Here is a 26,890-nt window from a genome sequence, read left to right as displayed (position 1 = left end):
TCCTTATAGGATTAATTGACAGTCCTACTTTTATAACTGCCTATGATAGTCTGTAACCGGATTCCTCGTGTAGGTTAATGTCCAGACCCTGCACTTCATGATCATCTTCTACTCTCAGACCAATGGTTCTGTTAATAACCCAACCCAGGAGGTAAGTGACTATGAAGGAGTAAAGTCCCACAGAAACAACTGCTAAAAATTGAATTCCTAGTTGGGCAGGGTTACCTGCTATAACTCCACCGGTTATTGCACTATTTATGAGGGGTGTAGCAAATATACCGGTAGCCAGAGTTCCTATAATGCCGGACATTCCATGAATTCCGAATACATCCAGGGCATCATCATAACCGATTAATGGTTTGAGATGACTTACTGCATAGTAACAGATAATTGATGATACAAAACCAATTATTATAGCAGCAGTAACATTCACGTAGCCTGCTGCAGGTGTTATTGTGGCTAAACCAGCTATTGCTCCGGATAAAGCACCTAAAAGGGTTGGTTTACCTGTATTCAGTTTGTCCATCAGTATCCATGTCAGCATCCCCATGGCTGCCGAGGTGTTGGTAACGATCATGGCTGAAACTGCCAGATTACTTGCACCCAGTGCTGATCCTGCATTAAATCCAAACCAACCGAACCATAAAAGTCCAGTACCAATCACTGAGTACCCAAGGTGGTGGGGAAGTAGTTTAGCATTTTTACGAATTCCTACTAATAAAACCAGGGCCAGAGCAGCTATACCTGAGCTTAAATGTACTACGATCCCTCCAGCAAAGTCCAGAACACCCATTTGTGCCAGCCATCCTCCTCCCCACACCCAATGGGCTATAGGAATATATACCAATGTTAACCACAATGGTACGAAGGCCAACCAGGCAGAAAACTTCATTCTTTCTACAATAGCCCCGCTAATAAGTGCTACAGTGATAGCTGCAAATGTCATCTGGAATACAGCATAAAGGGCAGTTGGTATTGTGGGAGCATAACTAGAAAGAGTTCCTGACTCTAGCACCCCATTGAAGAAAGGATTGGTCAGGTTGCCTAACACACCCCACACATCTGCACCGAAGGCCAGGTCATATCCATATATAAACCAGAGTATACTTACAATGGAGAAGGTTATAAATGAAAGAAACAATGTGTTTAAAACGTTTTCTCTCCGGATTAGCCCACCGTAGAAGAGGGCTACTCCGGGTATGGTCATTAAGATTACAAGGGCAGTGGAAATCAACATCCATGCCGTGTCACCACTACTAAAAATAGGATCCATTAATTTTTCCTCCTTTTTTAACTCCTTTTTAAATGAAATAGATTCATCTACATTTTCAATTTCCTTTAAATTTTAATCATTTACATTTCGACCAAAATTCTCAAAAACTTTAGATGTTTTCCTACATTAAACTCATTCTAGCTTTTTTAAAAAAATACATAGTACTGAGTGGCAATAGGCTGGGGGAAACATATTTCCGATTATAAATTTTTTAATATATAACCTTTCCCATTTCTAAAAAAGATATAACTTACCATCAAATAAGATAGATAATGAATAAACTGGACAAATTTGAAATGATAAAAAGTCCTACAATTTAATTATTATTCTAAAAAAATGGTATTGATGTGTATTAAGGAAATATATACATTTTAATGGAGTTAATCAAATAAAATAGAAAATTATAAAGATAAAATTGCCAAATCAGGCAAAATAAAAATTTATTAAAGAGTTCAAATCAGGTAAAGTAAAAAAAGTATAAATTTATGGGAAAAAAATAAATTCCCAAAACTTTTTTAATTTTTGATTGGCGCTTCTAGACCAGCCATTTTCACTCCAGTCATGGCTGATGACTCTACAGTAAGAGCCCTGAGATCATCCTTTTCTAATTTTAGTAGATCGGTGTTCCCTGCTTGCTGGGTTAACATGACTGCTTCTTCAGTCATGGCTTCTATGTATCTGGCCACACGTTTTCCACCTTCAATGTAGTCCAGTCTCCGTCTGAGTTGTGGGTTTTGGGTGGCAATTCCCTTACGACAGGTTCCAGCGTAACACATCTGGCAAACACGACAACCTATGCTTACCAGGGCACTGGTGGCAATGTAACATGCATCAGCTCCCAGGGCTATGGCTTTGGCAACATCGGCACCGTTTCTTATTCCACCGGCAGCAACCAGACTCACCTCTTCCCTGAGGTTGATATGTTTGAGGGCTTCGTCTGCCTCGACAATGGAGGCAATGGTAGGAACACCACTGTGTTCTGTGACCACATCAGGTCCAGCTCCGGTTCCTCCCTGCATACCATCAACTACGACAATATCAGCTCCGGCTTTGGCAGCGATCTTCACATCATCACTGACCCTTCCACTGGTGAATTTCACCATTATAGGTACTTTCCAATCGGTGATCTCCCGGAGCTGGCTGATCTTCATGCTCAGATCTTCGGGCCCCACAATGTCCATGTGCCTGGCTGGGCTCAGGGCGTCAGTGCCTTCCGGTATCATCCTTATCTTAGAAACCTCAGCAGTGACTTTCTCACCTAAGAGGTGGCCTCCCATACCTGACTTGGCACCCTGGCCTATTTTAATCTCAACTGCATCTGAATTGTTCAGATACTCAGCACTGACACCGAAACGGCCAGATGCGTATTGGGCAATGAGTTTATTGGCATATCTGCGCTCTTCAGGGAGCATTCCTCCTTCACCAGTGTTGGTGGCAGTACCAGCCAGGGTGGCGCCCATGGCCAGGGCGATTTTGGCTTCTTTGGATAAAGCTCCGAAACTCATCGCCGCGATCATGATAGGTGTGTCCAGAACCAGTGGGTTTTCAGCGTAACGACTTCCCAGAACTACTCTAGTGTTACAAGGTTCCCTGTACTTGTCGATGGGTGGTCGGGAAACCTGGGCTGGTACAATCACCAGGTCATCAAAGGTGGGAATGGGTCGAGTGGCACCGCATCCTCGGACCTTGTAGGATCCTTCGGTGGATTTACGGTTTATTTCCACCAGATCGTTGAAGCTCCACACATTTCGCACATCCTGAGGCACAGCCCTGACTTCTATAGCATTGTTGGGACACATTTCCTCACATATACGGCAACCCACACAGTTTTCATGGTGCAGGGGGTATGGTTCATCATCCACTATCTCGTAAACATCATGTGGGCAGTTGTTGTAACAGGAATAGCAGTTTTTACAGAGATTTTCATCCCGGTTATCACATAGATACCAGCAGCAACCTGGACGGTCAAAGTTGTTAAGACACAAGTCCCGGTTTCTTTCTATTTTAAAAGGCATCTAGGACACCTCCTTTGCAGATTCTTTTTCGGAATTCTTTTCAGTGTTATCTTTAAGTACTTTGAAAACAGGACAGGCAGAGTATTTGGTACCAGCGGCTTTAATCACATCTTCCACTTGGGAAGTTAGAATGGCCTCTGGTTTCCAGGGATTATCATCCCTTTTATCCACCACAATGGTCTGTTGGGTTATATTCTCATCTAAAAGGTAATTTAAAAGAGCAGTAACCACTCCTCCATCCTGACCCTTAGCACGGGTTGCACGGACAGATACTATTTTCATGTAGTTTCCCAGGGCTTCCTGATCCAGGTCCCGGTTTAAAACTTCCTGTGATAGGTAGGTGCGGGGACAGGCTACATAACAGAGGTTACATTCCGGGGGGCAATTCCCTTTTAGTTGTGGTTTTCGATCTTCAATGGTTATTATGTTCTCAGGACAGACATAGTAACAGGCTCCACAGAGTACACAGCTACCCACATCAATAACATCGGATTTCAGGTCATCAAACTGGCAGGAAGCAACTTCTTCAGTGAATTCCTCGTCGTTAATGTATCTACGGTAGAGAACAGGGCGAGCAACAGATTCTCTTTTTCGTATTTCTTCCTTGTTTTCTTCCTTCTTTTTATTAGCTAATTTCTCTAATAAAAGAATTCCTGACTCTTTGATGGGTTTGGTTTCTATGTAACCCTCATTTTCAGCTTGTTGTAATGCTTTAAGGCCTTTTTCGGTTCTGGCGATGACTGTGGACCATCCTGGAGTTGAGCCCACACTACCCACTGAAAGATCAGCCAGTTCTGAGGTGTAATCCATGCACACTTGACAGTTTTTCCTCATACAGGCCTTGGCTTTGGATAATGGTACTTTGAATACCTCGCCGTTTTTCAGGTAGGCCCAGAACTGGCCTTTTTCCACTCTGAACTCTTTCACATCATCCATTTTGATGTTATTTTGAGATAAGAATGTTTTAAGGTAGGTGTGTGAGAAATTTTCCATACAGAAGAGTCCTAACTTGAAATCCACTGGAACATCACCAATGATATCGTGGTAGTGGTCCATTTTTTCTGCAGCTATGATGTGGCAGGGAGTTCCCACCAGAGCCACACTCTTTTGGTCTTTAGGGGGTTGGGTCATTTTCATCCCTCCTCTGATTCCTGACCATAGAATGGCCTGGCACTGCGTGGTACGATTTTACGGAATTTTTGGTAACTGGTTTCTTCAAGGTGGAAGTCGTAGTTTTCCAGGAGTTCTTTTAACTCGGATGTTTCTTCTTCTTCCAGTTCTTCTATTTTAGCATTTTTACCCAGACTTTTGATCTCGCCACCTACGTAGATGGTTCCTCGGATTATGGATTCTCCTGCATCATCTGAAATGTCTCCAAGGACTATTATTCGGCCGCCCATCATAAACAACCCGCTCATGAATCCGGAATTTCCTCCCACAATGATGGTTCCATTTTTCATGATTTCTCCGGTACGAGAACCTACATCTTTATGTACCACAACAGTTCCACCGTAAATTCCCTGGCCTACACCATCTCCAGCTGAACCATCGATAATGACTTCGCCTGCGGTCATGTTGTCTGCAGGGAACCAGCCAGCATTTCCATTGATATGTACTCTGGCTCCGTGTATCATAGTTGCTACAAAGTAACCTGCAGATCCATCTATCACCACATCAACTGGTTCGGTTAGTCCGGCTAGGAGGTAATGCATTGCATTGGGGTTTTCAATCACAATACGATCGTTCTCTTTGGTTGCCTGCTTAACTGTCCGGTTAATTTCCCGGGGTGATTTTTCTTGAGCGTTAATTTTCAATTCCTTCATTTTCCCACATCCTAAATGGTGTAAGCACGGCTTTCTCCTGGAGATATCTGATCAATATCTGAGGTGTCCATTACTTCTCGGAGGGCCACTTCTTCAGAGGCAACTGCAAACACTTCATCATTTTCAGCCATAACCCCTGGCCTGAGGCCTAACTGGTCCTTGGCAATTCCCACCCCATTGGGTGTGCCTACAATATAGGAGAAAGGACCGTCCATGTCCTTCACAGACTGTTCCAGAGCTTCTTCTAAACTGTAATCCTGGGCTAATTTATCTGCAATGTAATGCACAATACACTCGGTGTCGTTATCGGTTTCAAAGATATGGCCTTTACGCTCTAAGGGGTCTCTTATTTTCCAGTAATTGGTGATCTGGCCATTGTGCACCACGGTGATATCGGGTATGATGTAACTCTGGAAAGGGTGGGCATGGTACCGGTCCACTATACTTTCAGTGGAGAAACGGGTGTGGCCAATGGCATGTGTACCCATCTTATCTTCAGTGTTGTAACGGGCAGCTATGTCTTTTACCAGTCCCACATCTTTAATCATCTCAAAAGAATGGGCTCCGTTCAAGACGATAACATCATCAATTTCATCCACATCCATAATCAGTGGTTTCAGTTGTGAGAATGAGTCCAGGTTAACTTTACAACGGTATATGATGTAATTTTCCACCGAAGGAATGATTTCTTCACTTTCAATGGGGAAGGCTGTTTCCACTTTGGCTTTAACGTCTTCGAGGAGTCCTGGTTTTTCTTTAACTTCTATGTTCAGTAGATATTCATGTTCTCCAAGTCCAAGACCACCATAAAGGGCGAAACCTGCTGAATCAGGACCCCTATGCTGTAGAGCGTTTAGCATGTGGGTCATGAACTTGCCAACTGGATGAAGTTTTTTATCTTTAAATACCACTCCGGCTATTCCACACAATTTAATACCTCCTTTATAAAATATTCATGAATTCTAGTATCGCGAGTAAGTTCGGGGTGAAATGCTGTAGCAACATGATTTTTGTAGGCTACAGCGATGATTTTATCATGGATTTTGCCCAGGGGAACTGCTTCTTGGGCAACGGTTAAGGCATAGGGAGCTCGGATGAAAACTCCAGGATAATGATTTTCTGTTATTTTTAATTCTAATTCAGCTTCAAATGAGGCTTTTTGCCTTCCAAAACCGTTTCTTTTAACTTTCATTGGTATTAATCCCAGTAATGGTTGATCATAGTCAGTTTCCTGTCCTAATATCACCATTCCTGCACAGGTCCCCATTACAGGGATTTTGTTTTCCTTAATAATCTGGTCAATGCCCTTTTCATGGATGAGTCTGCCGATAACAGTACTTTCTCCTCCAGAGATAATGATTCCATGGCATTCTGCAACTTCGGTTGATGTTTTAACTGTTGAAACCTTTGATTCCACGTTCATTTTCCTTAAAGTTTTCCTGGTCATTTCCAGGTGCTCGGAAACATCTCCCTGCAAGTCTAAAATTCCAATTTTAATCATTTTATTGCCTTTATTATTATTGTTTTTGTGTAGTTTTTGTTATCGTTGATAAGCAATCATATTTACTATACCTAGAATATAAACTTACCGGAAATCCTTTTCCGATATGCACTATTTTTGAAACAAAATTCTCAATCAGGTACTTTATTTATACAATGTTTAAAATATAGATTCTAATATTAATTATAATGAACATTTATATAAATTTTTCTTATGGAGTGGTGTTAATAAGATCAATGTAGGGGGATCTTGTTGAATTATGAGGAGGAATCTTATTATATAGGGAAATATATAAGAAGATACACTAAAGTAGATGCATAAATGACATTTTTTGAAATTTGAAATTTCGAATATAGGATGATCTACAAGTTTATCATATGAAATTAGGGAGTGCATTATTATGGATAAAATACCAATCGCATTAATTGCGGTGCTAGTTGTATTAGCATTTGTTGGTGGTTATTTCACCGGTATTCTAAACTCTGCCGGGAATCTAACACTTAACATAACTAACAATTCTGATGATACAGCTAGTAATGACTATGAGGATGGTGGCTACACCTATTACAGGAACACTCAAAATACAGCAGTAGAAGATAATACACCTACAACAGATACTAACACACAGACACCAACGAATACACCCAAGAACGAACCTACCAATACACCAACTAATCAGACCACTTAATATGGAATTAAATTAATTTTTTTAAATAGGGTTAAAAAAAGGGCCCTACATTTTTTTTTATTTTTTTGGGGAACTGATCTGATCCAGATATTGTCAGATTTTTAATAAAATAATTGGATTATCTTCCATATTAGTGAAAAATAAGTTCAAAAGTAAGTTATTAAAAAAAGAAGTTATCAATTCATAAGTCTTCAGGGAGTTTTGACATTAACTCTTGAGTGGAACTTTTCACAGCCTCTGCAGCTACCTTGAACTCTTTTAATTCATCATCACTCATATTGACTTTGATTATTCTTTCAACACCATTTTTCCCTAACTTAACAGGTACTCCCAGACAAACATCATTGGTACCATAAATTTCTCCATCCAGGAATGTGGTGAGAGTCAGTATCCTCTTTTCATCGTTAAGTATAGTTTTCACGATATTAGAAATGGCAAAAGCAGGTCCGTATTCAGTTGCTCCTTTTTTGTTGATAACGTAACTTCCTGCTTTTTTAACTTTCTCTATGATTGCATCCAAGTCCAATGATTGGTACTGGGAAAACTCTTTAAACAGTATTCCACCAATAGAAGTGGAACTTAAAAGCAGGACCATGTGTTCGCCATGTTCCCCAATTATTCGAGTGTGTACCTCACTGACGTGAATGTTGAATTGTTTGGCAAAAAGGTTTTTCAGCCTCAATGAATCAAGGTGATTTCCCAGTCCAATAACTCTGTTTCGGGGAAATCCAGAAGCTTTATAAGCAACATAGGTCATCACATCAACTGGATTGGTTATGACCAGAATTATGGATTCCGGAGCATATTTGGCCACTAACTTTGAATAATGAGCTACAATCTTTGCATTGGGAATGGCCAGATCCATGCGTGTCATATCTGGAGTGCGGGGGACCCCAGCAGCAATTACCACAATTTTAGAACCTTCCATATTCTCAAAATTAGAAGAAGGGGTTATGGACACTCCAATATCCTTAGCAGCCAGTGCATCTTTCATGTCCAGGGCTTCTCCCTGGATCTGATCCAGACTTTTTTCTCGTGATAACAGCACCATATCACTTACAACACTTTCTTCAGCCAGGCAGAATGCAGCAGCTTTACCCACCCGACCTGATGCTCCAATAACACTAACTTTCATATTGATACCTTCTAGAGATATAACGGCAGATCTGGCCCAGGATTATCTTATTTTACAGGATTTTAATCCATTTCTGATTATATCTCTCTTTAACCATCCAATTTGATCTAATTTTTATATTATTATATCTAGGTGTTCATCTTTCTTAATGCTCTTAATGCAAAAAAATAATGATTGTTATTCCTTGTTTAGGAAACTTTCAGCAACTCTACGGACGTAACTGCTTTTATCATTAAGAACTCCCTCGAGTGCCTTTTGGGCAGCATCTCCTCCAATATTTCCAACGGCCATAGTAGCACCAGCCCTGACAAAGCCGTTATCGTCACTCATTGCCCCCATCAGGGGTTCTAATGATTCAGGGGCTTTGATATTTCCAAGTGCCCAGGCAGCTCCTCCCCTCACTCTCCAGTCATCGTCTTTAAGAGTTTGGATCAGGGGTTCTACTGCACGTTTGTCCATGTTACTCAAGGCTCCTGAGGCAGCCCTACGCACCCACTTATTATCATCTTTCATGGTTTCAATAAGGGGTTTAATGGCACGTACATCACCAATAAGCCCTAAAACTCTTGCAGATCCCTTTCTTACATTTTTATCTTCATCATCCAGGGCATCTATAAGCTGAGGCACTGCAGGTTCTCCGATTTCCTCCAGCATTTCTGTGGCCTGAACCTGTACATGCTCATCGTCATCCTTTAAAGTTTCAATCAGTCTTGCAACGTTTTTTTCAACTTCCATAATAGTATCTCCCCTAGAAAAATTAATGTAAATTGAGGTTTTTTAATGTGTGTTCCATATAATATGGATTAAAAATAGTATTATGTTTCTAATGGTCCATATATTTTTTTGTTATGATACTAGTATAGTTCCATCACTATTTTTTATATAATCATAATTTTTACGTAAAATTTGTGCAAAACACAAGGTGATCACGGAATGGTACTGGGTTTTTTTTGATAGTCTACATATATAGCGTAATAGTATGCCTACAAAATGATTAACTTCCCAAGCTATTTTTTATGAACAATCACAAGTAAAACCTGATTTATGCAACCATCAACTCAGTATATGACTTTTAAAATGGATTTAATCATCTTATTTTCATTTTTTATTTAATTAATTTTGTTGATAATTAATGATTTATACTTTAATCAACCTAGTTCTTCTTATGTACAATGTAACTGTGATTCATGGGGATGGAATAGGGCCGGAGGTAACTGAAGCAGCACTCTACATTTTAGAAGCAACTCCCATCCAATTCAAATTTCATGAAGCCAAGGCAGGTAATGCTTGTTATAATGATACCGGGACTACCTTGCCTGATGAAACTATCAAGATGGCTAAAAATTCTGATGCAACACTTTTTGGCGCAGTAACTACGGTTCCAGGTCAAAAAAGTGCAATAATCACCCTCAGGAAAGAGTTGAATCTTTATGCCAATTTAAGACCCATCAAATCATATCCTGGAGCAAAATCAATGTACGATGATCTGGATTTGCTCATTGTTAGGGAGAACTCAGAAGGTCTTTACTCTGGAATTGAAGAATACACTGAAGACGGGGCAACCGCTCTAAGGGTCATCACTAAGAAAGCATCAGAAAGAATAACAAAAGTTGCCTTTCAACAGGCACTTAAACAGGGTAAATCCAGAGTTAGTGCAGTACATAAGGCCAATGTACTTAAAAAAACAGATGGAGTATTCAAAGAAACCTTCTGGAAAGTTGCAGAAGAATACAAAAATTTGGATGATTATAAGGATATAAAGACCGATGAAGTTTATGTGGATGCTGCTGCCATGTTTCTAGTTACCAATCCACATCGCTTTCAAGTAATGGTCACCACCAACCTTTTTGGGGATATACTGTCTGATGAGGGTGCAGGACTGGTAGGAGGTTTGGGAATGGCACCATCGGCTAACATTGGGGATGATAATGGTTTATTTGAGCCGGTGCATGGATCTGCCCCGGATATTGCAGGTAAAGGTGTTGCCAATCCTGCTGCCATGATCCTATCTTCTTGTCTAATGTTACAGTTTCTGGGAGAACACCAGGATGCATTTAAAATTGAACAGGCACTTATAAGGGTTCTAAAGGGAGGAGTAGCCACCACACCGGACATGGGAGGAACATCTACCACCATGCAGATGGCCCAGTTAGTCAGAGAATATTTCGATGAAAATTAACCGTTATGATTGTCAAAAATCAGAGGGATGGGAAAAATATAGTAGTAAATTTTATATGTCTACTTCATCATAATTCATCAATAAGAAAGGGTTTGTTAAACAGTTTAAATCTGTTTCTAAGCTAGTTCTCATTAAGATGACTGGTTTATATTCATTATCTCGAACAGCCCTTTTACAGCATTCAGAATAATGCTGTTTTAGAAGTTCATGATTTTTTAGAGGTGTAAAAGTATGAAAACCACCATTAGTGTAATAAAAGCAGACGTTGGTAGTATAGCAGGTCATGGATTAGCTCACCCCGCAATATTAAAAAAATGTGAAGATATTCTCGCCAAAGCCAAGGAAGAAGAGCTTCTCATTGATTATTATGTGACCAATTGTGGTGATGACACTGAGCTCATCATGACCCACCAGCAGGGTGAAGAAAACGAAGAGATCCACAAACTGGCATGGCATGCCTTTTTAGAAGGAACCGCTGTTGCAAAAGAACTTAAACTATACGGTGCAGGTCAGGACCTTCTATCAGACACATTTTCAGGAAACATCAAAGGTATGGGTCCTGGTGTTGCAGAAATGGAATTTAAAGAACGACCCAGTGACCCAGTGGTTGTTTTCTGCTGTGACAAAACCGAACCAGGTGCATTTAACATGCCCCTATATAAAATGTTCGCAGACCCATTCACCACCGCAGGTCTGGTAATTGACCCATCCATGCACAACGGATTTGAATTTGAAGTGTATGACGTCATGGAACACAAAAAAGTTAAAATGACCTGTCCTGATGAAATGTACGATTTACTGGCACTTCTTGGAACCATCAGCAGATACGTCATAAAACGTATCCGTAGAAGAGACGATAATGAAATAGCTGCATCCGTCAGTACCGAACGATTAAACCTCATGGCAGGAAAATACGTGGGTAAAGATGACCCAGTAGCTGTTGTAAGAGCACAATCAGGATTCCCAGCAGCTGGAGAAGTTGTGGAACCATTCGCATTCCCACACCTAGTTGGTGGATGGATGAGGGGATCACACAACGGGCCACTAATGCCTGTAGCCCAGAAAAACGCCTACCCCGTCAGATTCGACGGACCTCCAAGGATCATGGCTCTTGGTTTCCAGATAGCTGATGGTGAACTTGTGGGACCATCCGACATGTTTGATGACCCATCATATGACAGATCCAGAGCACTGGCATCTGATATTGCTGATTACATGAGAAGACATGGACCATTTGAACCTCACAGATTACCCGCTGATGAAATGGAATACACCACACTTCCTGGTGTGATGGAAAAATTAGGCAACAGATTTGAAGATATTGAATAATATCTCCACTGAAAACTAGTTGATTATTCTACGAGCTTCGTAATATGCCTTATGAAGTTCAAAAATCTTATTTTTTTTTAATTCGGATTTTTTTTAAATCCATATCATATAAAGACTAAAATTCTGATTTTTTTACACTCTTTTTCAGGCTTAATGGCATCATATTTAAGATTGTTAAATTACAACACCAGTATAGTCAATAATTGTTTAATAGATGAGATGTTCAATGATTTCAAATAGTAGGGATATTAGCATCGACAAGTTAAAGAAACAATGGTGGAAACTATTGGTTGCAGCTTTTTTAGCATCTTCATTCAATGTTTTGCTGCATGGAATACTCCCTTCAGGAGAATCAGTAATGCAACCAAGTGTGATTGTGCAGCAAGGATTATTACCTTTAGCATTTTTTATCTACGGATTTATTTACTTTGTTTTACTGGGATGCATATTTGTATTTATTCAGGAAAGACTCCAAAAAACTAAACTGATTAAAGGGTTTATATACGGTCTTTTTTTCTGTATATTAACTTTTTTACTTTACTTAGAACCTTTACCCTCCACTACAACATTTTCATTTACCAATTTGGTGTGGATGCTTGTTGATGGTGGTCAATTTCTCATACTGGGTATCTTGTTAGGATGGGTCTTAGCAACTAACACAAAACTCGATGAAAACATGGAAAAAAGTTCAAACAAATTATTGATCCTGGTCATACCCATAATCTTCCTTTTGGGTAGATTAATAAGTTACAATGTATTCCGGGTTTACTCCAACTTTCAAACTCTACCTTTAAATACAACAATATGGGTACTGGGTGTTGGATTGGGAATAGGTATACTGTACTACTACATATTGAGGCCAGCTATAAAAACAGATTCACCGCTTCATACATCACTACGTTTTGGAATAATATTTGGAGTTTATCTATTCATGCTGAACTTTGCTTATGCCTTGATTGTGAGTTTCATCCTCCAAACTTATTTGGATTTTATTATCCGAAACAGTATGGACGTTATTTTTGCAATAATTGCTATTTTTACCTATGAATATCTTGTAAAAGAGGGTGAGTAGTGTGGTTCAAATCAGTAGTGTGGAGGTATAAACAATCATTATTATGGAGGCATACAGTCAATAGGTTACATGCTATGTTAAATTCAAAATGGTGTCCTTAATTAATTTTATTTTTTACGGGCTCTTGAAACGTAACCCGGTATATCCAGAACATGGTTCACTTTATCAATTATTATACCATCACTAGTAGCCACCACACTGTCCATATCATGGGATAACTGGATGATCTTGCCATCTACATTGGCTGCAGTTTGAGCATCCCCAGGAACATTATGGAATTTTAGGATTTCCTGGGTGGTTCTGGCAAGCTCTCCACTTAAACTCACCGGACTATCATAAAAAAAGAGTACCTTTTCCGGGTTGAAAATTTTCAGAAGTAATATAATGGAAGTTAAAGCTTCTTTGGTGGCTTTGTTTTCTTTGTATTTACCGAAAACCGCTTTAACATCACGGGTAACACCATCATCACAGTCTACCAGAAGTTCTTCCTCCTCTTTACACACACTTTCAGTGGTGATAAGGACATTATAACCATCTACCAGGACGTATTTATCCTTTATCTCTGATAAAAGGATTAATTTCCTTTTTCGGGTTTCCATTTTTTGGTTGGAGAAAACAGTGCGGTTGAGATAGTTTCTCTGGGTCTCATCCAGGAGGTAATGATCACCCACAAACTTTAAAGCACCAGTCCTGGGAAATGCACGATTTAAAAGATATCTGAAATCTTTTTTGGCTTCTAATAATGATTCATCTTGAGTATTCATTTAATCCCTAATATATTATCTGGAATATTTTTGTTAAATTTATTTGATTCAAAGAGGATTTACTGTTAACAGAGAAAGTAAAACATCATTCATCAACAATTAAGTCATGTAAAATTCTTACTGCATCTAGAAGTCCATGTGCATAGGTTATGCAGCCAAATGATGTCAGATAATCTTTTTGCTCCAAGTAGTATCGGGTATCATCTCTGTAGTTTTTGGCCATCTGGACTATTTTTTCCTCTTCACCACGGACTTTTATAGATTCTATTTCTTTTATATTTTTTGCAAAAAGGTCTAAATCCTTTTCGATTCTTTCTATTGCATCCATATTATCACTTAACACTTCAAAGTTCTTTAAGTTCCTTCCAGGAGTGATAAATTCGTTGCAGTACTGTAATATATCCCAGTATTATTACCAGGAGAATGGCCATTGACATAAAAAAGTGGGGATTTGTAAAGTATCCAATGAATGCACCGGCTAGAATTATAACTAGGCGTTCGGCTCGTTCTGCTATTCCCACATCACACTTTATTCCTTCCACTTCGGCCCGGGCACGTACGTAACTAACGCTGAATGAGGCTATGAGTGCCAGAACTCCCCAGAGCCAGTTCACATATCCTCCGTATATGATTCCGATGATTATGAAGGCATCTGCGAAACGGTCGGATGTGGAGTCCAGTAACCCTCCGAATTTGCTTTTAGTGTTGTTGTTCCGGGCTACTGCCCCGTCAATCACATCGAAAAAGCCGCTTAAGAGTATTAGGAGTGCCCCCGCCAGGAGGTTTTTCTGGGAGAAGGCATAGGCTGCCAGGAGGCTTACTAGTAGACCTATAATAGTGAGGATGTTAGGGTGTAAGCTGATTTTACTGGCCAGGGGACTGATTAATCTTTGAAATTGGGGCCTTAATTTGTTTAGCATAGTTTAACACCGAATATTCATAATATTATATACAGATTTCTCTAATTTTAAATTCATAATTAATTCTGTGATCTAAATTAACAATATTATCCAATTAAAAGCTGATATTATTAAAACCTTGCCTAAAGAAGTATAAAAAAAATTCTAAAATTTAGAGGTTGTACCCTAATTTGTGGATCTCTAATTATAAAAAACCTGTAAACTTATATTATTCTACAATAAATTGTATTAAACATTCAAACTCTGAATAAAACCCTAATAAACAAAATATTGTAATTTTGGCTGATTTGTCACATTTTGTTTGTTTGAAATTTCATTAATTAATTAGTCGGCATGTTTCATTATTGTCCAAACTGGAAATTGTTTGTTACCAACAATTTTATTAGTTAATAAGATCAAATTAATTCAGGAGATTGTAACAACTGGAGAATTCAGTATTTATATGAAATTTATAGAAAACATTTCCACAGGTAAAATATCAACCAAAGCCTTCAAAAAAGTAACTTTACTATCTATCCTTATTATTGTAGGTTATGCTTTCTTTACCATAATATTTATCAATAATTCAAGTGTTTTTGATGGTATAAGCAATTTTTTACTTCCCATCATCAGTGCAGTGACTTTGATCATGGTATACTATGCTGTGAAACGTTCCAAAACATATGGAAAGAGTTATTATCATGCATGGCTGTTTTTATTGATAGCTCAGGCATTTTGGGTTATGGGTGATATTTTATGGTCAATATGGAATTCCAAACTCACAGATCCATCTTTTTTGACCTACGGTTATGTTTGCTTTGGTTTTAGGATTGTCTTCTTGTGTATAAGTCTGTATTTAATGCCAAAACCACATACTGACATCCTGAACTTGTACCGGAGGTTGGTTGAAATCTGTATGGTGCTGGTTACACTCACCATGTTCTTCTGGTCTTTTTTGATATTACCGTTTATTGGACGGAACCAGATCGATTCTGTTGATTTAACAGTCATATGGTTGAACATCATATTAATATCTGCCCTAATGTTTTTCACTATTTACTTGTTTGTTTCATACGCTGGCAACCTTAAAAAAGGGCCAATGCCATATATTATTGTTAGTGTTGCATTCCAGGTTTTAGCAACCATAACCTTCGCTTATGGAAACATTTTGGGAGCATACTCTATTGGAATGATGGAAAACCTGTTCTGGATTGCTGCCTGTCTGTGCATAATCCTGGCCAGCCTGGTACAGATCCGCTGCCATCCTCCAGAAGTACTTAAGGATCTTTCCATTGAATATTGGCGATTCAAAATCCCCTTTGAAACCAATGTTGCTTTACTACTGGGGGGCGTAGCATACATTCTACTTATATGGGCATATTTTAGTTTTGAAAGTGTTTTTGAAGTTTTATTATTTGGAGGGGGACTTTTAATTGGTTTGGCACTCATAAGGGCGGCAATTAGCAATAAAGAAGTTCGAAAATCCTATGCAAAACTGGAAGAAAGTAAAAAGACGTATCAATGTATCTTAAACACAATAAACGATGCAGTTTATGTAATAAATCCTGAAATAAAGTTTTTAGAGGTTAATCAGGGAGCTTTGGACATGTATGGTTACAGTAGACAGGAGATATTGGGGAAATCTCTGGACATGCTATCGGCTCCTGGGAAAAATGACATGACTGAAGTTGTGAATACAGGTTACCGGGCATTGGATGGAGAAACCCAGACCTTTGAGTTCTGGGGGATGCGTAAAAATGGTGAAATATTCCCTAAGGAGATCAAAATCAATAAGGGAACCTATTTCGGTCATGATGTGGTGGTGGCAGTGGCGAGAGACATCACCAATAGAAAAGAATATGAAAAAACTTTAAAAAAATCTCTGGCTGAAAAAGAGGTCATGGTCCAGGAGGTCCACCATAGGGTGAAAAACAACATGCAAGTGATATCCAGTTTATTGAGACTTCAATCCATGTATTTAGACAATGAAAAAGTTAAAAACGCCCTCCAGGAAAGTCAAAACAGGGTGCAGTCCATGGCAATGGTCCATGAGAAACTTTATCAAAGTAAAGACCTTTCCAGTGTTGATTTAGAAGGATACCTACACCAAATCATGCGATACCTTCTTGACAATTATAAAATGGAATTTCACCAAATAAAAACAGTTATACGTGCAGAAAAAGCTGAAATCGATGTTAAAACAGCCTCACCTTTAGGACTTATCGTTAATGAACTTATCACCAACTCTTTAAAATATGCTTTTCCTGAGGGTAAGGGAGAAATAACTTTAAATGTCTGTTTAGTTGGTGATTATTATCATTTGACGGTTGCAGATGATGGAATAGGTTTACCTGATGATTTCCAGTTGGATCGGACTGAAACACTTGGATTACAACTTGTAAACAGGTTGGTGGGTCAAATTGATGGATTTATAACGTTAGGAGAGGGGAAAGGCACTAAATTCGTTATAAAATTTCCCGCTAACAATCAAAAAAGAGGAAAAGATAATTAAAAAAATGGTTTGGGAGCAGTTAGGAGATATATTTATGAATAAGAAAGTATTGATAGTGGAAGATGAATGTATAACTTCACTTGAACTGGAAAATAAACTCAGTAACTGGGGTTACACTCCAGTGGGAATTGCTGTTTCAGGAGAACAAGCCCTGGAAATGGCCCGGGAGTTGAGACCAGATGTATTGATAATGGACATAAGACTCAGGGGAGACGAAGATGGAGTTGAAGTTGCTTGGAAAATCTTGGATGAGATGGAAGTCTCTCTGATATATATTACTGCTCATTCAACGGATTATATGATGGAAAGAGCCTATGAAACTTCTCCACTTGCCTACTTTGTTAAACCATTTAATGACGGTGAGTTGAAGCTTGCGTTGGAAATGGTCATGAAACAGGGTGTGGGAAATGGTCCGAGAATTGGAAAAGAATAATTAACCCTTACAATGTATATTCATTATCTCTCCCTAATTGATATTTACAGGCAGAACAATAATCTTCACCATCCTAATGAGATCTTTACTGGGAATATCCCAAAAAAAATAAAAAGATGATATTTCCCGCCAAAACGATACCTTAGGTAGATATCTAAATTTTCAAGGGAACCTTTTTAAAAATATTAACATTTGATTTTAATAATTATAATATAAGAGTAAATACATATTTTATAAATAGTGATATCGGGATGGATATAGTAATCCAACGAAGTGTACAGAATCCTTTTAAAACATTGAATTATGTTTTAAAGTTCCTAATCATAATATTGTCTCTAATTATACTTAACCGTCCCATTGAGATTATAATTAACATCTTAAATATTTGATGGATTAATATCATTATCCCGTAGGGGCATATAAAAATTTAGGGGGTTTTATTAGATGAGGATGAGACATATTCTTATTTTAGTAGTGATAGTGCTTCTTATTGCAATAGTTGCTGTTGGATACCTTTTGATGCAATCATCTGAAAATACTACTTCCAATGGTACCAATGGTACCATCAACATTTCGCATGGTGACAACAACGTTGGTACATCAGATAGTCAGAATCAGCAGGATCAGAGTTCTCAGTCTGATATTATATCCGCATCCAAGGCCCAAACCATTGCTTCAAATTATTTAAGTTCCAGTTCTAAATATTCGAATTTTGGAGCAGGCAGCCCTACCCTGAAAGGGGATGTGTACTATGTTCCAATGGTTGTGACCAGTGATGATGCACAAGATGCCAAAGGAACAGTGGTGGGCTATGTTAAGGTCGATGCTATTACTGGTGAAGTCATAGGGATAGAATCACAGGACATTACTACTGGTCAAACCATAAATGAACCACCTTGAATGTGATTACTGTAGAAACCTTGGATGAGATTCATCCAAACGGATTTCCTGTTTATTTTTTAAAGGATTTTTATTTTTAACTTTATTTTTTCCCATTTTTGGGTAGATGGTAATGGATCAATTTATTAAGTTTACAAAACTAGTATTATATCCAGATAGGAATTAGGTGATTTTAAAAAAGGTTTAGAACGTTAGGGGATATTGGAAATGTGAAGTTTGAGAAGTTCGGGATATGAAACCAAACTATTTATATATCCAGTGTCTAAGTTTCTAACTGCCGATATTTTTTTCACAATCACAAAAAATATATTAAAATGCAGGGGTTCCCGAGCGGTCAAAGGGGATAGGTTCAGGGCCTATTGGTGTAGGCCTTCAAGGGTTCGAATCCCTTCCCCTGCACTCAATCTGATTTTAAAATTTGATTTTATGGATATTTTTACTAAAATTCTCAAAATTATTCTATTGACTTGTTAAAGAATAAAATTTGATAAAATTGGGGGGGATGAAACGTGTTACATCAAAATTTGACAAGAAAAGGGACGGTTAATAACTTAACTTGTTGAAATAACTAAATTATACAAAAATTACAATAGATTTATTTATCATAGTATGTAAAATTATTACATCTTAATTTCAATGAGGTAAACAAAATATATCCTAAGAAAATGGTGATGTTATGGATCTTGAAATGGTTAAATTTGAAAAATACGTAATGTGGGATGTATCATTTGAAGTCAAATTGACTGAAGAAGAATTTGAAACATGTGATATAGGCCCACTGGAACATTTAGCGCACTACCATATCAAGAAAAAAGGTGACGACATCTTAATTGTTAGTTCTATAAGTGAAAAAGAACTTGTCTCCAATGAAACCATCGATGAAAGGTTAGAACTTATAAAAGAAGATATAAACTATATGATAACCACTTGCAAGGAATGAATTCCACATAAGTGAGATAGATTCAACCCAAAACTTTTTTTAGATTTTATATTCTCAACCATAAATACTGTATACAATTAAAAAAAAGAAATTAAAAAAAAGGATATTTTTCCTTTAAATCCCTAACTTTTTGAAGCTTCCTATAGGACGAACTAAGAATGTGAGTTAGGATGAAAACGAAGACAATTTTAATAAGCCAAAAGGATTATATAATATAAATTTTAAAAAAAGTAATAATAATGCAAGTTATGGGGGCGATAGAAGGAGGATAACCATATGAACAGATTAAGTACCACACTACCAAAAGAATTAATAAACGAATTTGATAGAGTTTTAAAGAAAAATGGATACACATCCAGAAGAAAAGGACTTGAAGATGCCATCAAAGAATATATCAAACAACACAGATAGTCCTACCCTAGATGATTGATCTTAAAAAAAATTAGATATACTGGTTTGATCCATACCTATATGGATGCAGGGGTACCCAAGCGGTCAACGGGGGTGGACTCAAGATCCTCTGGCGTAGGCCTTCAAGGGTTCGAATCCCTTCCCCTGCACTTTTCAATCTTCTGTTTTCTTATCCAGCCCAGCATGCAGAAACATGTTAATGGTGAATTTATCAAAACCCTTCTCAGCCAGCATTCTCGCAACCCGTTGATTTTCCTGGTAGTATTCCTTTTCCAGCCGATTATTTTCTTCAGGGTCCTCACTGACCAAATGTATACTGCTTAAAGCTGGCAGATCCTTCACCTCACCATCTGCATGGATACGCACATGCTCATCATCAGTCATCCTATGGGTTGCATAGTAATCCAGATATTCCCCATTCTCATCTTCTCCAAAACAGTACTGGATCAGCCAGCCAGATCGCTGGACATGCCCACTGCACCTACCTTCAACATCCCCTTCAGGTAAAGTGATATTCCAATGGTCAAAACGATTATTGAAAGTTTCTGCAATTTGTTCCATCATCCATCCCACCAATAAATTTTTTGATGCTTTACACACATAATATCAGATCACTGGAGAATATTCCCCTTACAACATCCACGCATATCTTCCAATTGTACTACATCTTTTATCTTGAATAACTAAATAACTATCTTGCAGTAAACTATCATTGGTTTAATAACAAGTTGAAACATCACTATTTAAGGAAGATCAAATGAAAATTATTAAAATCAATGCAGAAAATCCGGAAAAGGAAAAAATAAGAATGGCCAGGGACATATTACAGCAGGGTGGAACTTTAGTTTATCCTACAGACACTGTATATGGCTTGGCAGCAAATATATTCCATAAAAAAGCAGTTTACAATATTTACCGGATGAAAAAAAGATCTTCAGATAAACCCATCTCCATTTGCCTCTCAAAAACAGAAGACATTAAAATGGTGGCACAACTGAACCAGCAGACTGAAAAAATTATTCGTAAGATCCTCCCAGGACCATACACTCTCATACTCAACAGGAAGGATGATGTTCCGTCATGGATCACTCCTGGAACAGATAAAATCGGGATCAGAATTCCTGATAATGCTATTTGCAGGGAACTTTCCAGGGAATTCCCCATAACCACTACTAGTGCCAATATATCTGGGCATCCGTCGCCTAAATCTGCCCAGGAGGCACGTGATGAGTTGGATGATCATCCGGATATGATCATTGATTCTGGTCCATGTCCTGGTGGAGTTTCCTCTACGGTGCTGGATCTCACAGTCACACCTCCACTCATCTTAAGGGAAGGGGCAGGAATGGAAAAACTACTCTAGTTATGAGGGTAGTGATTGCAAATTAAAAATATAACAAACAATTTTATATTTAATAGAAAGATAATAGAAATTTAATTAGAATAATAAAGATATAATCTGTAAAGGGGTTAAATGTCCGAAATTTTATCCAACATGAAACAGAAGGGTAAGATACTCACTTCATCACCCATAGACTCCCTTATTGGGGGTGGGGTGGAGAAGGGAGTTATCACCCAATTCTATGGCCCACCTGGATCAGGTAAAACCAACATAGTCCTCAATCTCCTGGTTCGGAATGCCAAAAACGGCAGTACTGGAATTTTCATCGATACTGAGGGCGGTTTGTCCATTGAAAGAGTTAAACAGATTTCAGGAACAGATTTCAGTAAACTTGCCTCTAATATAATTGTGTTCGAACCATCTACCTTTGCTGAGCAGGATGCTGTCCTGCGCAGAATTGAACAAATGATTTTATCTGGGGAAAAGCCGGAATTGATTATTTTGGACTCTGCAGTGGCCCTTTACAGGGTCCTTGATGGTGATGCATCCCAGATAAAACGAGAACTCGGAAAGCAGATGGGTCTCCTCACCAGACTGGCCCGCAAACACGACATTGCTGTGGTGATCACCAACCAGGTTTACGCCAGTTTTGAGGGTGAAGGCATGGTGGAACCAGTGGGAGGTACTATTCTCAAGTATCGCAGTAAGATCATGGTTGAACTGGAAAGGGGAGATGTTAGTGGGGAAAGATACGCCATTTTAAAACGGCATCGCAGCCGACCTGAAGGACTGCGTACTCGCTTTCACATTGTTGATAATGGGCTCAGGTAAGGGATAGTTTTAAATTAAGTGATAATAGAAATTAGAATGAGATAAAATAGAATCGTAATTCACCTTCACCAATGGTATTTTGGCGATTACCATAATTTAGAGGGGCTTTTAATTTCGCTCATGGTAATCCTAATTTTACACATATAAAACAAAATAGTGAAGATATTTGTGTGTTGAGAGATATGATTTCACCCAAAAAGTATGCTAAAGCAGCAAAAGTACTACCTAAAGGCTTTAAAACAGCTAATGAATTCTTTAACTATGTTTACAATGACCCGGACATGATCTGGATGGGTCAAAACACCAACCATCTCCATGGCCAGAACGGGGTCATGGAAGCCATGATGGCCAGCATCCGGGACAATGATTACTGTAAATATCCACCACCAGAAGGGTTCCCTCGTCTTAGGGAACTGATCATGGAGGATCTGGGACTGGGCAGCCAATACGATATGTTGGTGACTGCCGGGGCCACAGAATCGCTGTATCTATGTGCCAATGACATTCTGGAACCAGAGAATAACACCATCACCTGCGACCCCGGATACCTGATCATTGATAATTTTGCCAGTCGTTTTGGGGACCATGTCAAATCTGTGCCTATATACAGTGCAGAATGTGGTTATAAACTCACCCCTGAACTGGTTAGGGAGAATCTGGACAAGAATACCAAACTGATATCCCTGGTGGATCCCTTAAACCCATTGGGATCATCTTACACCAAACAGGAGCGAAAGGACTTCAAGGATATTGCAGAAGATCATGATATCTACCTTTTACATGATATCACTTATCGTGATTTTGCACGTGAGCATCAGCTCATGGCAGAGATCTGTCCAGAACACACCGCCACTGTGTACAGTTTTTCCAAGATATATGGAATGGCTGGCATGAGAATCGGTGCAGTGGTAGGAGTACCGGAAATAATCAACTCCATACGCTCCATTGTCATCAACGACCTGGGAACCAACCTGGTAGCTCAGAACGGTGCCATGGCAGCCATAGAATCCAAACCACAATGGCTGGGCAGAGTCAAAAGAATCACCCGCCAGAACCAGGACATCATTAAACAGGTCGTGGACCAGGTGGAAGGAGCCTTCATACCAGTTTACCCCTCAGACGGTAATATGATGGCCATTGACATGATCGACACCGGTGTCACACCCCGAGAAATGGCAGACTATCTCATAGAGCGTAAAATATTCACCAGAGAAGGATCTTACACCAGCAAAGAATTCGGTCACCGCTACCTCAGAGTGAGCTTCTCCATACCCACCAACCAGGTGGAATACTTTGTTGAATGTTTCCTGGAAGGAATGGAAGCCTTGAAGGCTTCTAAATAATTCTATTTTTTTTATTTTAGTTGACTAATTTTTTTTAAAATCAATTCAGTTACTAATTATTTTTTTTAAGGGTCACATTCATGGAAGTACTGTTTTTTCCAGGTTTTGTTGCCTTCAATGTAATTTTAACAACGTTAAGATTTTCAGGTATGTTTATTTATAATTAAATGGATATATCCCACCTTCAAATAATGGATCGTTTAAATCTAGGGGCATGGTCTGGTTATATAAGTTAAGATCCCTTGAAGTTATTTTAACTGTTGAATTGGCCTCTGAATAACCAGTTAAGCTGAACTTGGTGGTGTTGTTGGGAATGATGATGATGAAACCTTCGGCATCATCAGTGTAATTCATGCTTATAACTTCATTTACGGAAGAACTACTAAGACCAAGGTTAACCTTACTTTCAACAGAATTCTTAACCGGGTTAAAAAGATAAACCGCACCAATAAGCAGGATAAGACATAATAAACAGGAAATTAAAATAATTACAGACTGAGTTCTTAGACTTTGCTTATTCCACCATTTTTCCGAATCTTTTGAGCTTTTTTCTGGAGATGATTCCTGAGATTCTTTCACTTTATCTCCATAAACTAATTTTTTCAGGCTTACAGCAACGAAACCACCTATCATAACTGAGATGATAAAAAATAATGTGTTTTGAATCACTTTCAGATTATAGGATACAGAATCAAAGGCCATATCACTCCCTAAAATGAATAACAAACTGATAACAAATCCAATTATAATACTAGCCGGTAGTGTGTTTTTATACTCTTTATTCCGGATTAGGTGATATATAAAACCCACCACAACCAGGAAAGCTACTGTAAAAACTAGGACAATTAGGGTGAGGGTAGGAGAAGTGCTATAAGTTGTTGTGGTTGTGTATGTGGTGATGGTGTTGATCATTATTTTTCTATATATAAAAAAATCAATTATAATAGTTGTTGTCTGATTTTTAATATTTACAAATGGTTAAAATCATAAAATAGTATGAGCTATAATTTATTCGAATGAAATTATAAATTAGGGGAGTGAAGTGTTGAAGATGATTACTGTGGCCATGGTTGTCATTGCCGTTGTTATTATTGCCATAGCAGCTTTTTTGTTTACCGTAGACCTATTTCCTACCCATAACACAACTAACATCACCAATAGCACTGTAAATGTTAGCACAGCTAATAATACCACTGTAAATAACACTACAGTTTCCAACCAGCCCAGAGAAAATAACCCTCCCCCACCTCATGATATATCACCAGAGAAGGCCAGAGAGCTGGCAAAAAAATATGTTGGGCCTGGTATTATCTTGGGAAAACCAGTGAAGACCACCTATAAAAGGATAAATGTCTGGCAGGTTCCGGTTTATACCAGGGACCATAAGTTCATAAATAATATCTATATTGATGCCAGGACAGGTAAAAAAGTAGATTAAAGAGTTTAATACATTAAATTTAAAGAATTTTAGGTTAAATGGGTTTTTTTAAGGTAGATTTTAAAAAAATTGTAAAAAAGGGGAGGTAATTCAACTTTTCAGGTAGTAATATTCTCCCTTCTCTTTTTGCTCCCGGTCCAGGTAACTGTTCTCCTTGTTGACCCGGGGTCTTCGTGTTTCTTTATCACGGCGGAAGGTAACACCAACTTCAGACAGAAATGTGTTCATAGCAGAACGCAGATCCATGGGGCTGGTGGCATGGCCTTCCACACCAGACTGTCCAGTGAAAACCATGGCCCTACTGGAAATATAATCAATGAACACGATATCGTGGTCAACAATGATTGAAGCGGCGTTACGGCTTTCAACCACTCGACGTATTGCCCTGGCTGCCCTCAGGCGCTGCTCAACATCAAGATAAGCAGTGGGCTCGTCGAAAAGGTAGATATCTGCTTCCTGGGAAAGGGAAATAGCCACACTTAATCGCTGGAGTTCACCACCACTTAACTCATTCATCTTCTTCTCTAACAGTTCTTCCAGGAGGAATGGTTTCATGATCTCGGTTTTGAAGAGATTAGTACCATAATTGGGGGCTGTGGTGTATAAAAACTCCTGTACTGTTCCAGTGTAATCGGAAATCAGATACTGAGGTTTATAGGAGATGGTAACCTTCTTTTTTATCTTCCCATCATCAGGTTTTTCCACTCCAGCCAGCATCTTGGCAAATGTGGTTTTACCAATACCATTGGGTCCGAAAACGGTTAATATTTCATCGTGTTGCACTTCTCCTTCATCCACTTGTAGATGGAAGCCGTCATAGGATTTTTCAAGGGTACTGTATGCAGATATGGATTCACTATCAACATTAGCAGCGGGAGGCCGCACATGGAATTCAATGGGTTGTTTCCGGAAACGGACATTCTCTTCCCTGAGATAACCATTGATGTAGGTGTTTATTCCCACTCGAACACCACGCATCTGGGAGACAACACCATACCCTCCGGGTTGACCGTAAAGGATGTGCACATAATCAGAAATAGCATCCAGTGCTGCCAGGTCATGCTCTATTACTAGGATGGATTTTCCCTCACTGGCCAGTTCCCGGATAACCTTAATGGCGTATAATCTTTGACGGACATCAAGCCAGCTGGTGGGCTCGTCGAAATAATAAAAATCCGCCTCCCGAAGGACGGCAGCGGCAATAGCAACTCTCTGAAGCTCACCACCACTAAGGTTAGCTATTTCCCGCCCTATTATTGGTTCCAGTTGCAGGGATTCGGTTACAAAGTCCAGACGTTTTCTCTGATCCACGCTGTTTAGAAGATCATCCACATTTCCCTTTACAAATTTAGGCAGAAGATCCACCATCTGGGGCTTGTGTACCACCTTCAGATTGCCATCTCTAAGGTTTTGGAAGTAGTTTTGCAGCTGGTTACCCTTGAAAAAGTTGATTATGTCGTCCCAGGGTACTTCTTCATTAAAATTTCCAAGGTTAGGGTGCAGTTCTCCGGATAATATGCGTATGATAGTTGATTTTCCAATACCGTTAGGTCCCAGAAGTCCCACCACTGAACCCTCTCTTATCGTGGGTAAACCGAATAATTCGAATTGGTTCTGCCCGTAACGGTGGATAGGGTCTTCTAATGCTTCGGGTAGGTTAATAATACTCACTGCATTGAATGGGCAGCGATTGGTGCATATACCACATCCCGAACATAACTCTTCGGATATAATTGGTTTATTAGTTTTGGGGTCGATGGTGATGGTGTCTTCTTCCATGCGCACACCAGGACAGTATTCAATGCATACATAGTTACATTTTTTGGGCTGGCAGCGGTCATGGTCTAATATAGATATTCTACTCAAAATTATCAAAACCTTAAATAACTTTTATTCAGATTCAAAGAAGATGTAGATTCTTTAATCAATAAGTTTTAGTTGAACATGTTATGGTTGTTGTAAATTATTGAGATTTTCTTTTTACTTTGTTTTTTTATTTTTGGTTTGGTATTTTTTTATTTTTTTTATTTTTTGGTTGTTTTTCTGGGTTTTTAACCTTATT

27 protein-coding genes and 2 tRNA genes are annotated in these 26,890 nt (G+C 38.8%); 15 read left to right on the top strand and 14 right to left on the bottom strand.

Annotation, left to right across the window (positions count from 1 at the left end; all coding sequences use genetic code 11):
• Positions 1–40: 40 nt before the first annotated feature.
• From J2743_RS11200 to pdxT, 6 genes are all read right to left on the bottom strand, one after another.
• A complete protein-coding gene (locus tag J2743_RS11200; protein WP_209627235.1) occupies positions 41–1,273 on the bottom strand; it encodes an ammonium transporter in 1,233 nt (410 codons plus the stop codon).
• Between the two features lie 515 nt (positions 1,274–1,788).
• Positions 1,789–3,288 (bottom strand): glutamate synthase-related protein, encoded by a 1,500-nt coding sequence (locus J2743_RS11195; protein WP_209627234.1) that lies wholly within the window; start codon positions 3,286–3,288, stop codon positions 1,789–1,791.
• On the bottom strand, positions 3,289–4,419 hold the full coding sequence (locus J2743_RS11190) for a Coenzyme F420 hydrogenase/dehydrogenase, beta subunit C-terminal domain (RefSeq protein ID WP_209627233.1): 1,131 nt from the start codon (positions 4,417–4,419) through the stop codon (positions 3,289–3,291).
• Between the two features lie 2 nt (positions 4,420–4,421).
• Complete coding sequence (locus J2743_RS11185) at positions 4,422–5,111, bottom strand: GltB/FmdC/FwdC-like GXGXG domain-containing protein (RefSeq protein WP_209627232.1); 690 nt, start codon at positions 5,109–5,111, stop codon at positions 4,422–4,424.
• A gap of 11 nt (positions 5,112–5,122) precedes the next feature.
• Entirely contained in the window at positions 5,123–6,040 is a 918-nt protein-coding gene (locus J2743_RS11180; RefSeq protein ID WP_209627231.1) for a class II glutamine amidotransferase domain-containing protein, read from the bottom strand.
• The gene (pdxT, locus tag J2743_RS11175; RefSeq protein ID WP_209627230.1) at positions 6,028–6,612 is read right to left on the bottom strand and encodes a pyridoxal 5'-phosphate synthase glutaminase subunit PdxT; all 585 of its coding nucleotides are present in this window, start codon (positions 6,610–6,612) and stop codon (positions 6,028–6,030) included. Before pdxT ends, J2743_RS11180 begins: the two co-directional genes overlap by 13 nt.
• Positions 6,613–7,042: 430 nt before the next feature.
• Here pdxT and J2743_RS11170 point away from each other — a divergent pair, with 430 nt between their 5' ends.
• Positions 7,043–7,300: a hypothetical protein gene (locus J2743_RS11170; RefSeq protein ID WP_209627228.1), complete on the top strand. Its 258-nt coding sequence runs from the start codon at positions 7,043–7,045 to the stop codon at positions 7,298–7,300.
• Between the two features lie 181 nt (positions 7,301–7,481).
• On the opposite strand, the gene J2743_RS11165 is transcribed toward J2743_RS11170, so the two are convergent.
• Positions 7,482–8,435, bottom strand: a complete 954-nt coding sequence (locus J2743_RS11165; RefSeq protein WP_209627226.1) for a malate dehydrogenase — start codon at positions 8,433–8,435, stop codon at positions 7,482–7,484.
• A gap of 177 nt (positions 8,436–8,612) precedes the next feature.
• Positions 8,613–9,170, bottom strand: coding sequence for a HEAT repeat domain-containing protein (locus J2743_RS11160; protein ID WP_209627224.1), 558 nt, complete (start codon positions 9,168–9,170; stop codon positions 8,613–8,615).
• 430 nt (positions 9,171–9,600) lie between these two features.
• Here J2743_RS11160 and aksF point away from each other — a divergent pair, with 430 nt between their 5' ends.
• The 3 genes from aksF (at position 9,601) to J2743_RS11145 (ending at position 13,015) form a co-directional block, all read left to right on the top strand.
• Positions 9,601–10,614: a homoisocitrate dehydrogenase gene (gene aksF / locus J2743_RS11155; RefSeq protein ID WP_209627290.1), complete on the top strand. Its 1,014-nt coding sequence runs from the start codon at positions 9,601–9,603 to the stop codon at positions 10,612–10,614.
• 231 nt (positions 10,615–10,845) lie between these two features.
• Positions 10,846–11,943, top strand: coding sequence for a fructose-1,6-bisphosphate aldolase/phosphatase (gene fbp / locus J2743_RS11150; protein WP_209627222.1), 1,098 nt, complete (start codon positions 10,846–10,848; stop codon positions 11,941–11,943).
• Between the two features lie 226 nt (positions 11,944–12,169).
• A complete protein-coding gene (locus tag J2743_RS11145) occupies positions 12,170–13,015 on the top strand; it encodes a hypothetical protein (protein WP_209627220.1) in 846 nt (281 codons plus the stop codon).
• 107 nt (positions 13,016–13,122) lie between these two features.
• Here J2743_RS11145 and J2743_RS11140 read toward each other — a convergent pair whose 3' ends face one another.
• The 3 genes from J2743_RS11140 to pgsA all read right to left on the bottom strand — a co-directional run bounded on the left by J2743_RS11140 (position 13,123) and on the right by pgsA (position 14,699).
• Positions 13,123–13,779: a DUF434 domain-containing protein gene (locus tag J2743_RS11140; RefSeq protein ID WP_209627218.1), complete on the bottom strand. Its 657-nt coding sequence runs from the start codon at positions 13,777–13,779 to the stop codon at positions 13,123–13,125.
• A gap of 85 nt (positions 13,780–13,864) precedes the next feature.
• The gene (locus J2743_RS11135) at positions 13,865–14,107 is read right to left on the bottom strand and encodes a DUF357 domain-containing protein (RefSeq protein ID WP_209627216.1); all 243 of its coding nucleotides are present in this window, start codon (positions 14,105–14,107) and stop codon (positions 13,865–13,867) included.
• Positions 14,108–14,123: 16 nt separating this feature from the next.
• On the bottom strand, positions 14,124–14,699 hold the full coding sequence (gene pgsA, locus J2743_RS11130) for an archaetidylinositol phosphate synthase (protein ID WP_209627215.1): 576 nt from the start codon (positions 14,697–14,699) through the stop codon (positions 14,124–14,126).
• Positions 14,700–15,141: 442 nt separating this feature from the next.
• Here pgsA and J2743_RS11125 point away from each other — a divergent pair, with 442 nt between their 5' ends.
• From J2743_RS11125 to J2743_RS11100, 7 genes are all read left to right on the top strand, one after another.
• Positions 15,142–17,190: a sensor histidine kinase gene (locus tag J2743_RS11125; protein WP_209627213.1), complete on the top strand. Its 2,049-nt coding sequence runs from the start codon at positions 15,142–15,144 to the stop codon at positions 17,188–17,190.
• Positions 17,191–17,224: 34 nt separating this feature from the next.
• Complete coding sequence (locus J2743_RS11120) at positions 17,225–17,623, top strand: response regulator (protein WP_209627211.1); 399 nt, start codon at positions 17,225–17,227, stop codon at positions 17,621–17,623.
• Positions 17,624–18,067: 444 nt separating this feature from the next.
• Positions 18,068–18,523 carry a hypothetical protein gene (locus tag J2743_RS11115; RefSeq protein ID WP_209627209.1) on the top strand — a complete coding sequence of 152 codons (456 nt, stop codon included), beginning with the start codon at positions 18,068–18,070 and terminating at the stop codon, positions 18,521–18,523.
• Positions 18,524–18,839: 316 nt separating this feature from the next.
• Positions 18,840–18,922, top strand: a tRNA-Leu gene (locus tag J2743_RS11110).
• A 277-nt stretch (positions 18,923–19,199) separates the two neighbouring features.
• Positions 19,200–19,463, top strand: a complete 264-nt coding sequence (locus J2743_RS11105) for a hypothetical protein (RefSeq protein WP_209627207.1) — start codon at positions 19,200–19,202, stop codon at positions 19,461–19,463.
• Positions 19,464–19,739: 276 nt separating this feature from the next.
• A complete protein-coding gene (locus J2743_RS12190) occupies positions 19,740–19,874 on the top strand; it encodes a hypothetical protein (protein WP_280904800.1) in 135 nt (44 codons plus the stop codon).
• Positions 19,875–19,940: 66 nt separating this feature from the next.
• Positions 19,941–20,023 (top strand) — tRNA-Leu (locus J2743_RS11100).
• A 4-nt stretch (positions 20,024–20,027) separates the two neighbouring features.
• Here the strand turns inward: J2743_RS11100 and J2743_RS11095 are convergent.
• Complete coding sequence (locus J2743_RS11095; protein ID WP_209627205.1) at positions 20,028–20,438, bottom strand: hypothetical protein; 411 nt, start codon at positions 20,436–20,438, stop codon at positions 20,028–20,030.
• A 193-nt stretch (positions 20,439–20,631) separates the two neighbouring features.
• Here J2743_RS11095 and J2743_RS11090 point away from each other — a divergent pair, with 193 nt between their 5' ends.
• From J2743_RS11090 to J2743_RS11080, 3 genes are all read left to right on the top strand, one after another.
• A complete protein-coding gene (locus J2743_RS11090) occupies positions 20,632–21,237 on the top strand; it encodes an L-threonylcarbamoyladenylate synthase (protein WP_209627203.1) in 606 nt (201 codons plus the stop codon).
• A gap of 111 nt (positions 21,238–21,348) precedes the next feature.
• A complete protein-coding gene (radB, locus tag J2743_RS11085) occupies positions 21,349–22,047 on the top strand; it encodes a DNA repair and recombination protein RadB (protein WP_209627200.1) in 699 nt (232 codons plus the stop codon).
• 182 nt (positions 22,048–22,229) lie between these two features.
• Positions 22,230–23,390 carry a pyridoxal phosphate-dependent aminotransferase gene (locus J2743_RS11080; protein WP_209627198.1) on the top strand — a complete coding sequence of 387 codons (1,161 nt, stop codon included), beginning with the start codon at positions 22,230–22,232 and terminating at the stop codon, positions 23,388–23,390.
• A 153-nt stretch (positions 23,391–23,543) separates the two neighbouring features.
• Here J2743_RS11080 and J2743_RS11075 read toward each other — a convergent pair whose 3' ends face one another.
• A complete protein-coding gene (locus J2743_RS11075) occupies positions 23,544–24,302 on the bottom strand; it encodes a hypothetical protein (protein WP_209627196.1) in 759 nt (252 codons plus the stop codon).
• A gap of 139 nt (positions 24,303–24,441) precedes the next feature.
• Here J2743_RS11075 and J2743_RS11070 point away from each other — a divergent pair, with 139 nt between their 5' ends.
• Positions 24,442–24,828, top strand: a complete 387-nt coding sequence (locus J2743_RS11070; protein ID WP_245248297.1) for a PepSY domain-containing protein — start codon at positions 24,442–24,444, stop codon at positions 24,826–24,828.
• A 90-nt stretch (positions 24,829–24,918) separates the two neighbouring features.
• Here the strand turns inward: J2743_RS11070 and J2743_RS11065 are convergent, their stop codons facing one another.
• Positions 24,919–26,694 (bottom strand): ribosome biogenesis/translation initiation ATPase RLI, encoded by a 1,776-nt coding sequence (locus J2743_RS11065; RefSeq protein WP_209627192.1) that lies wholly within the window; start codon positions 26,692–26,694, stop codon positions 24,919–24,921.
• Positions 26,695–26,890 lie beyond the last annotated feature (196 nt).

Origin of the sequence: Methanobacterium petrolearium, assembly GCF_017873625.1 — an archaeon.
Taxonomy (GTDB): Archaea; Methanobacteriota; Methanobacteria; order Methanobacteriales; family Methanobacteriaceae; genus Methanobacterium; species Methanobacterium petrolearium.
The sequence above is the reverse complement of the archived record's forward strand: the minus strand, read 5'-3'. Positions and strand labels throughout refer to the sequence as shown.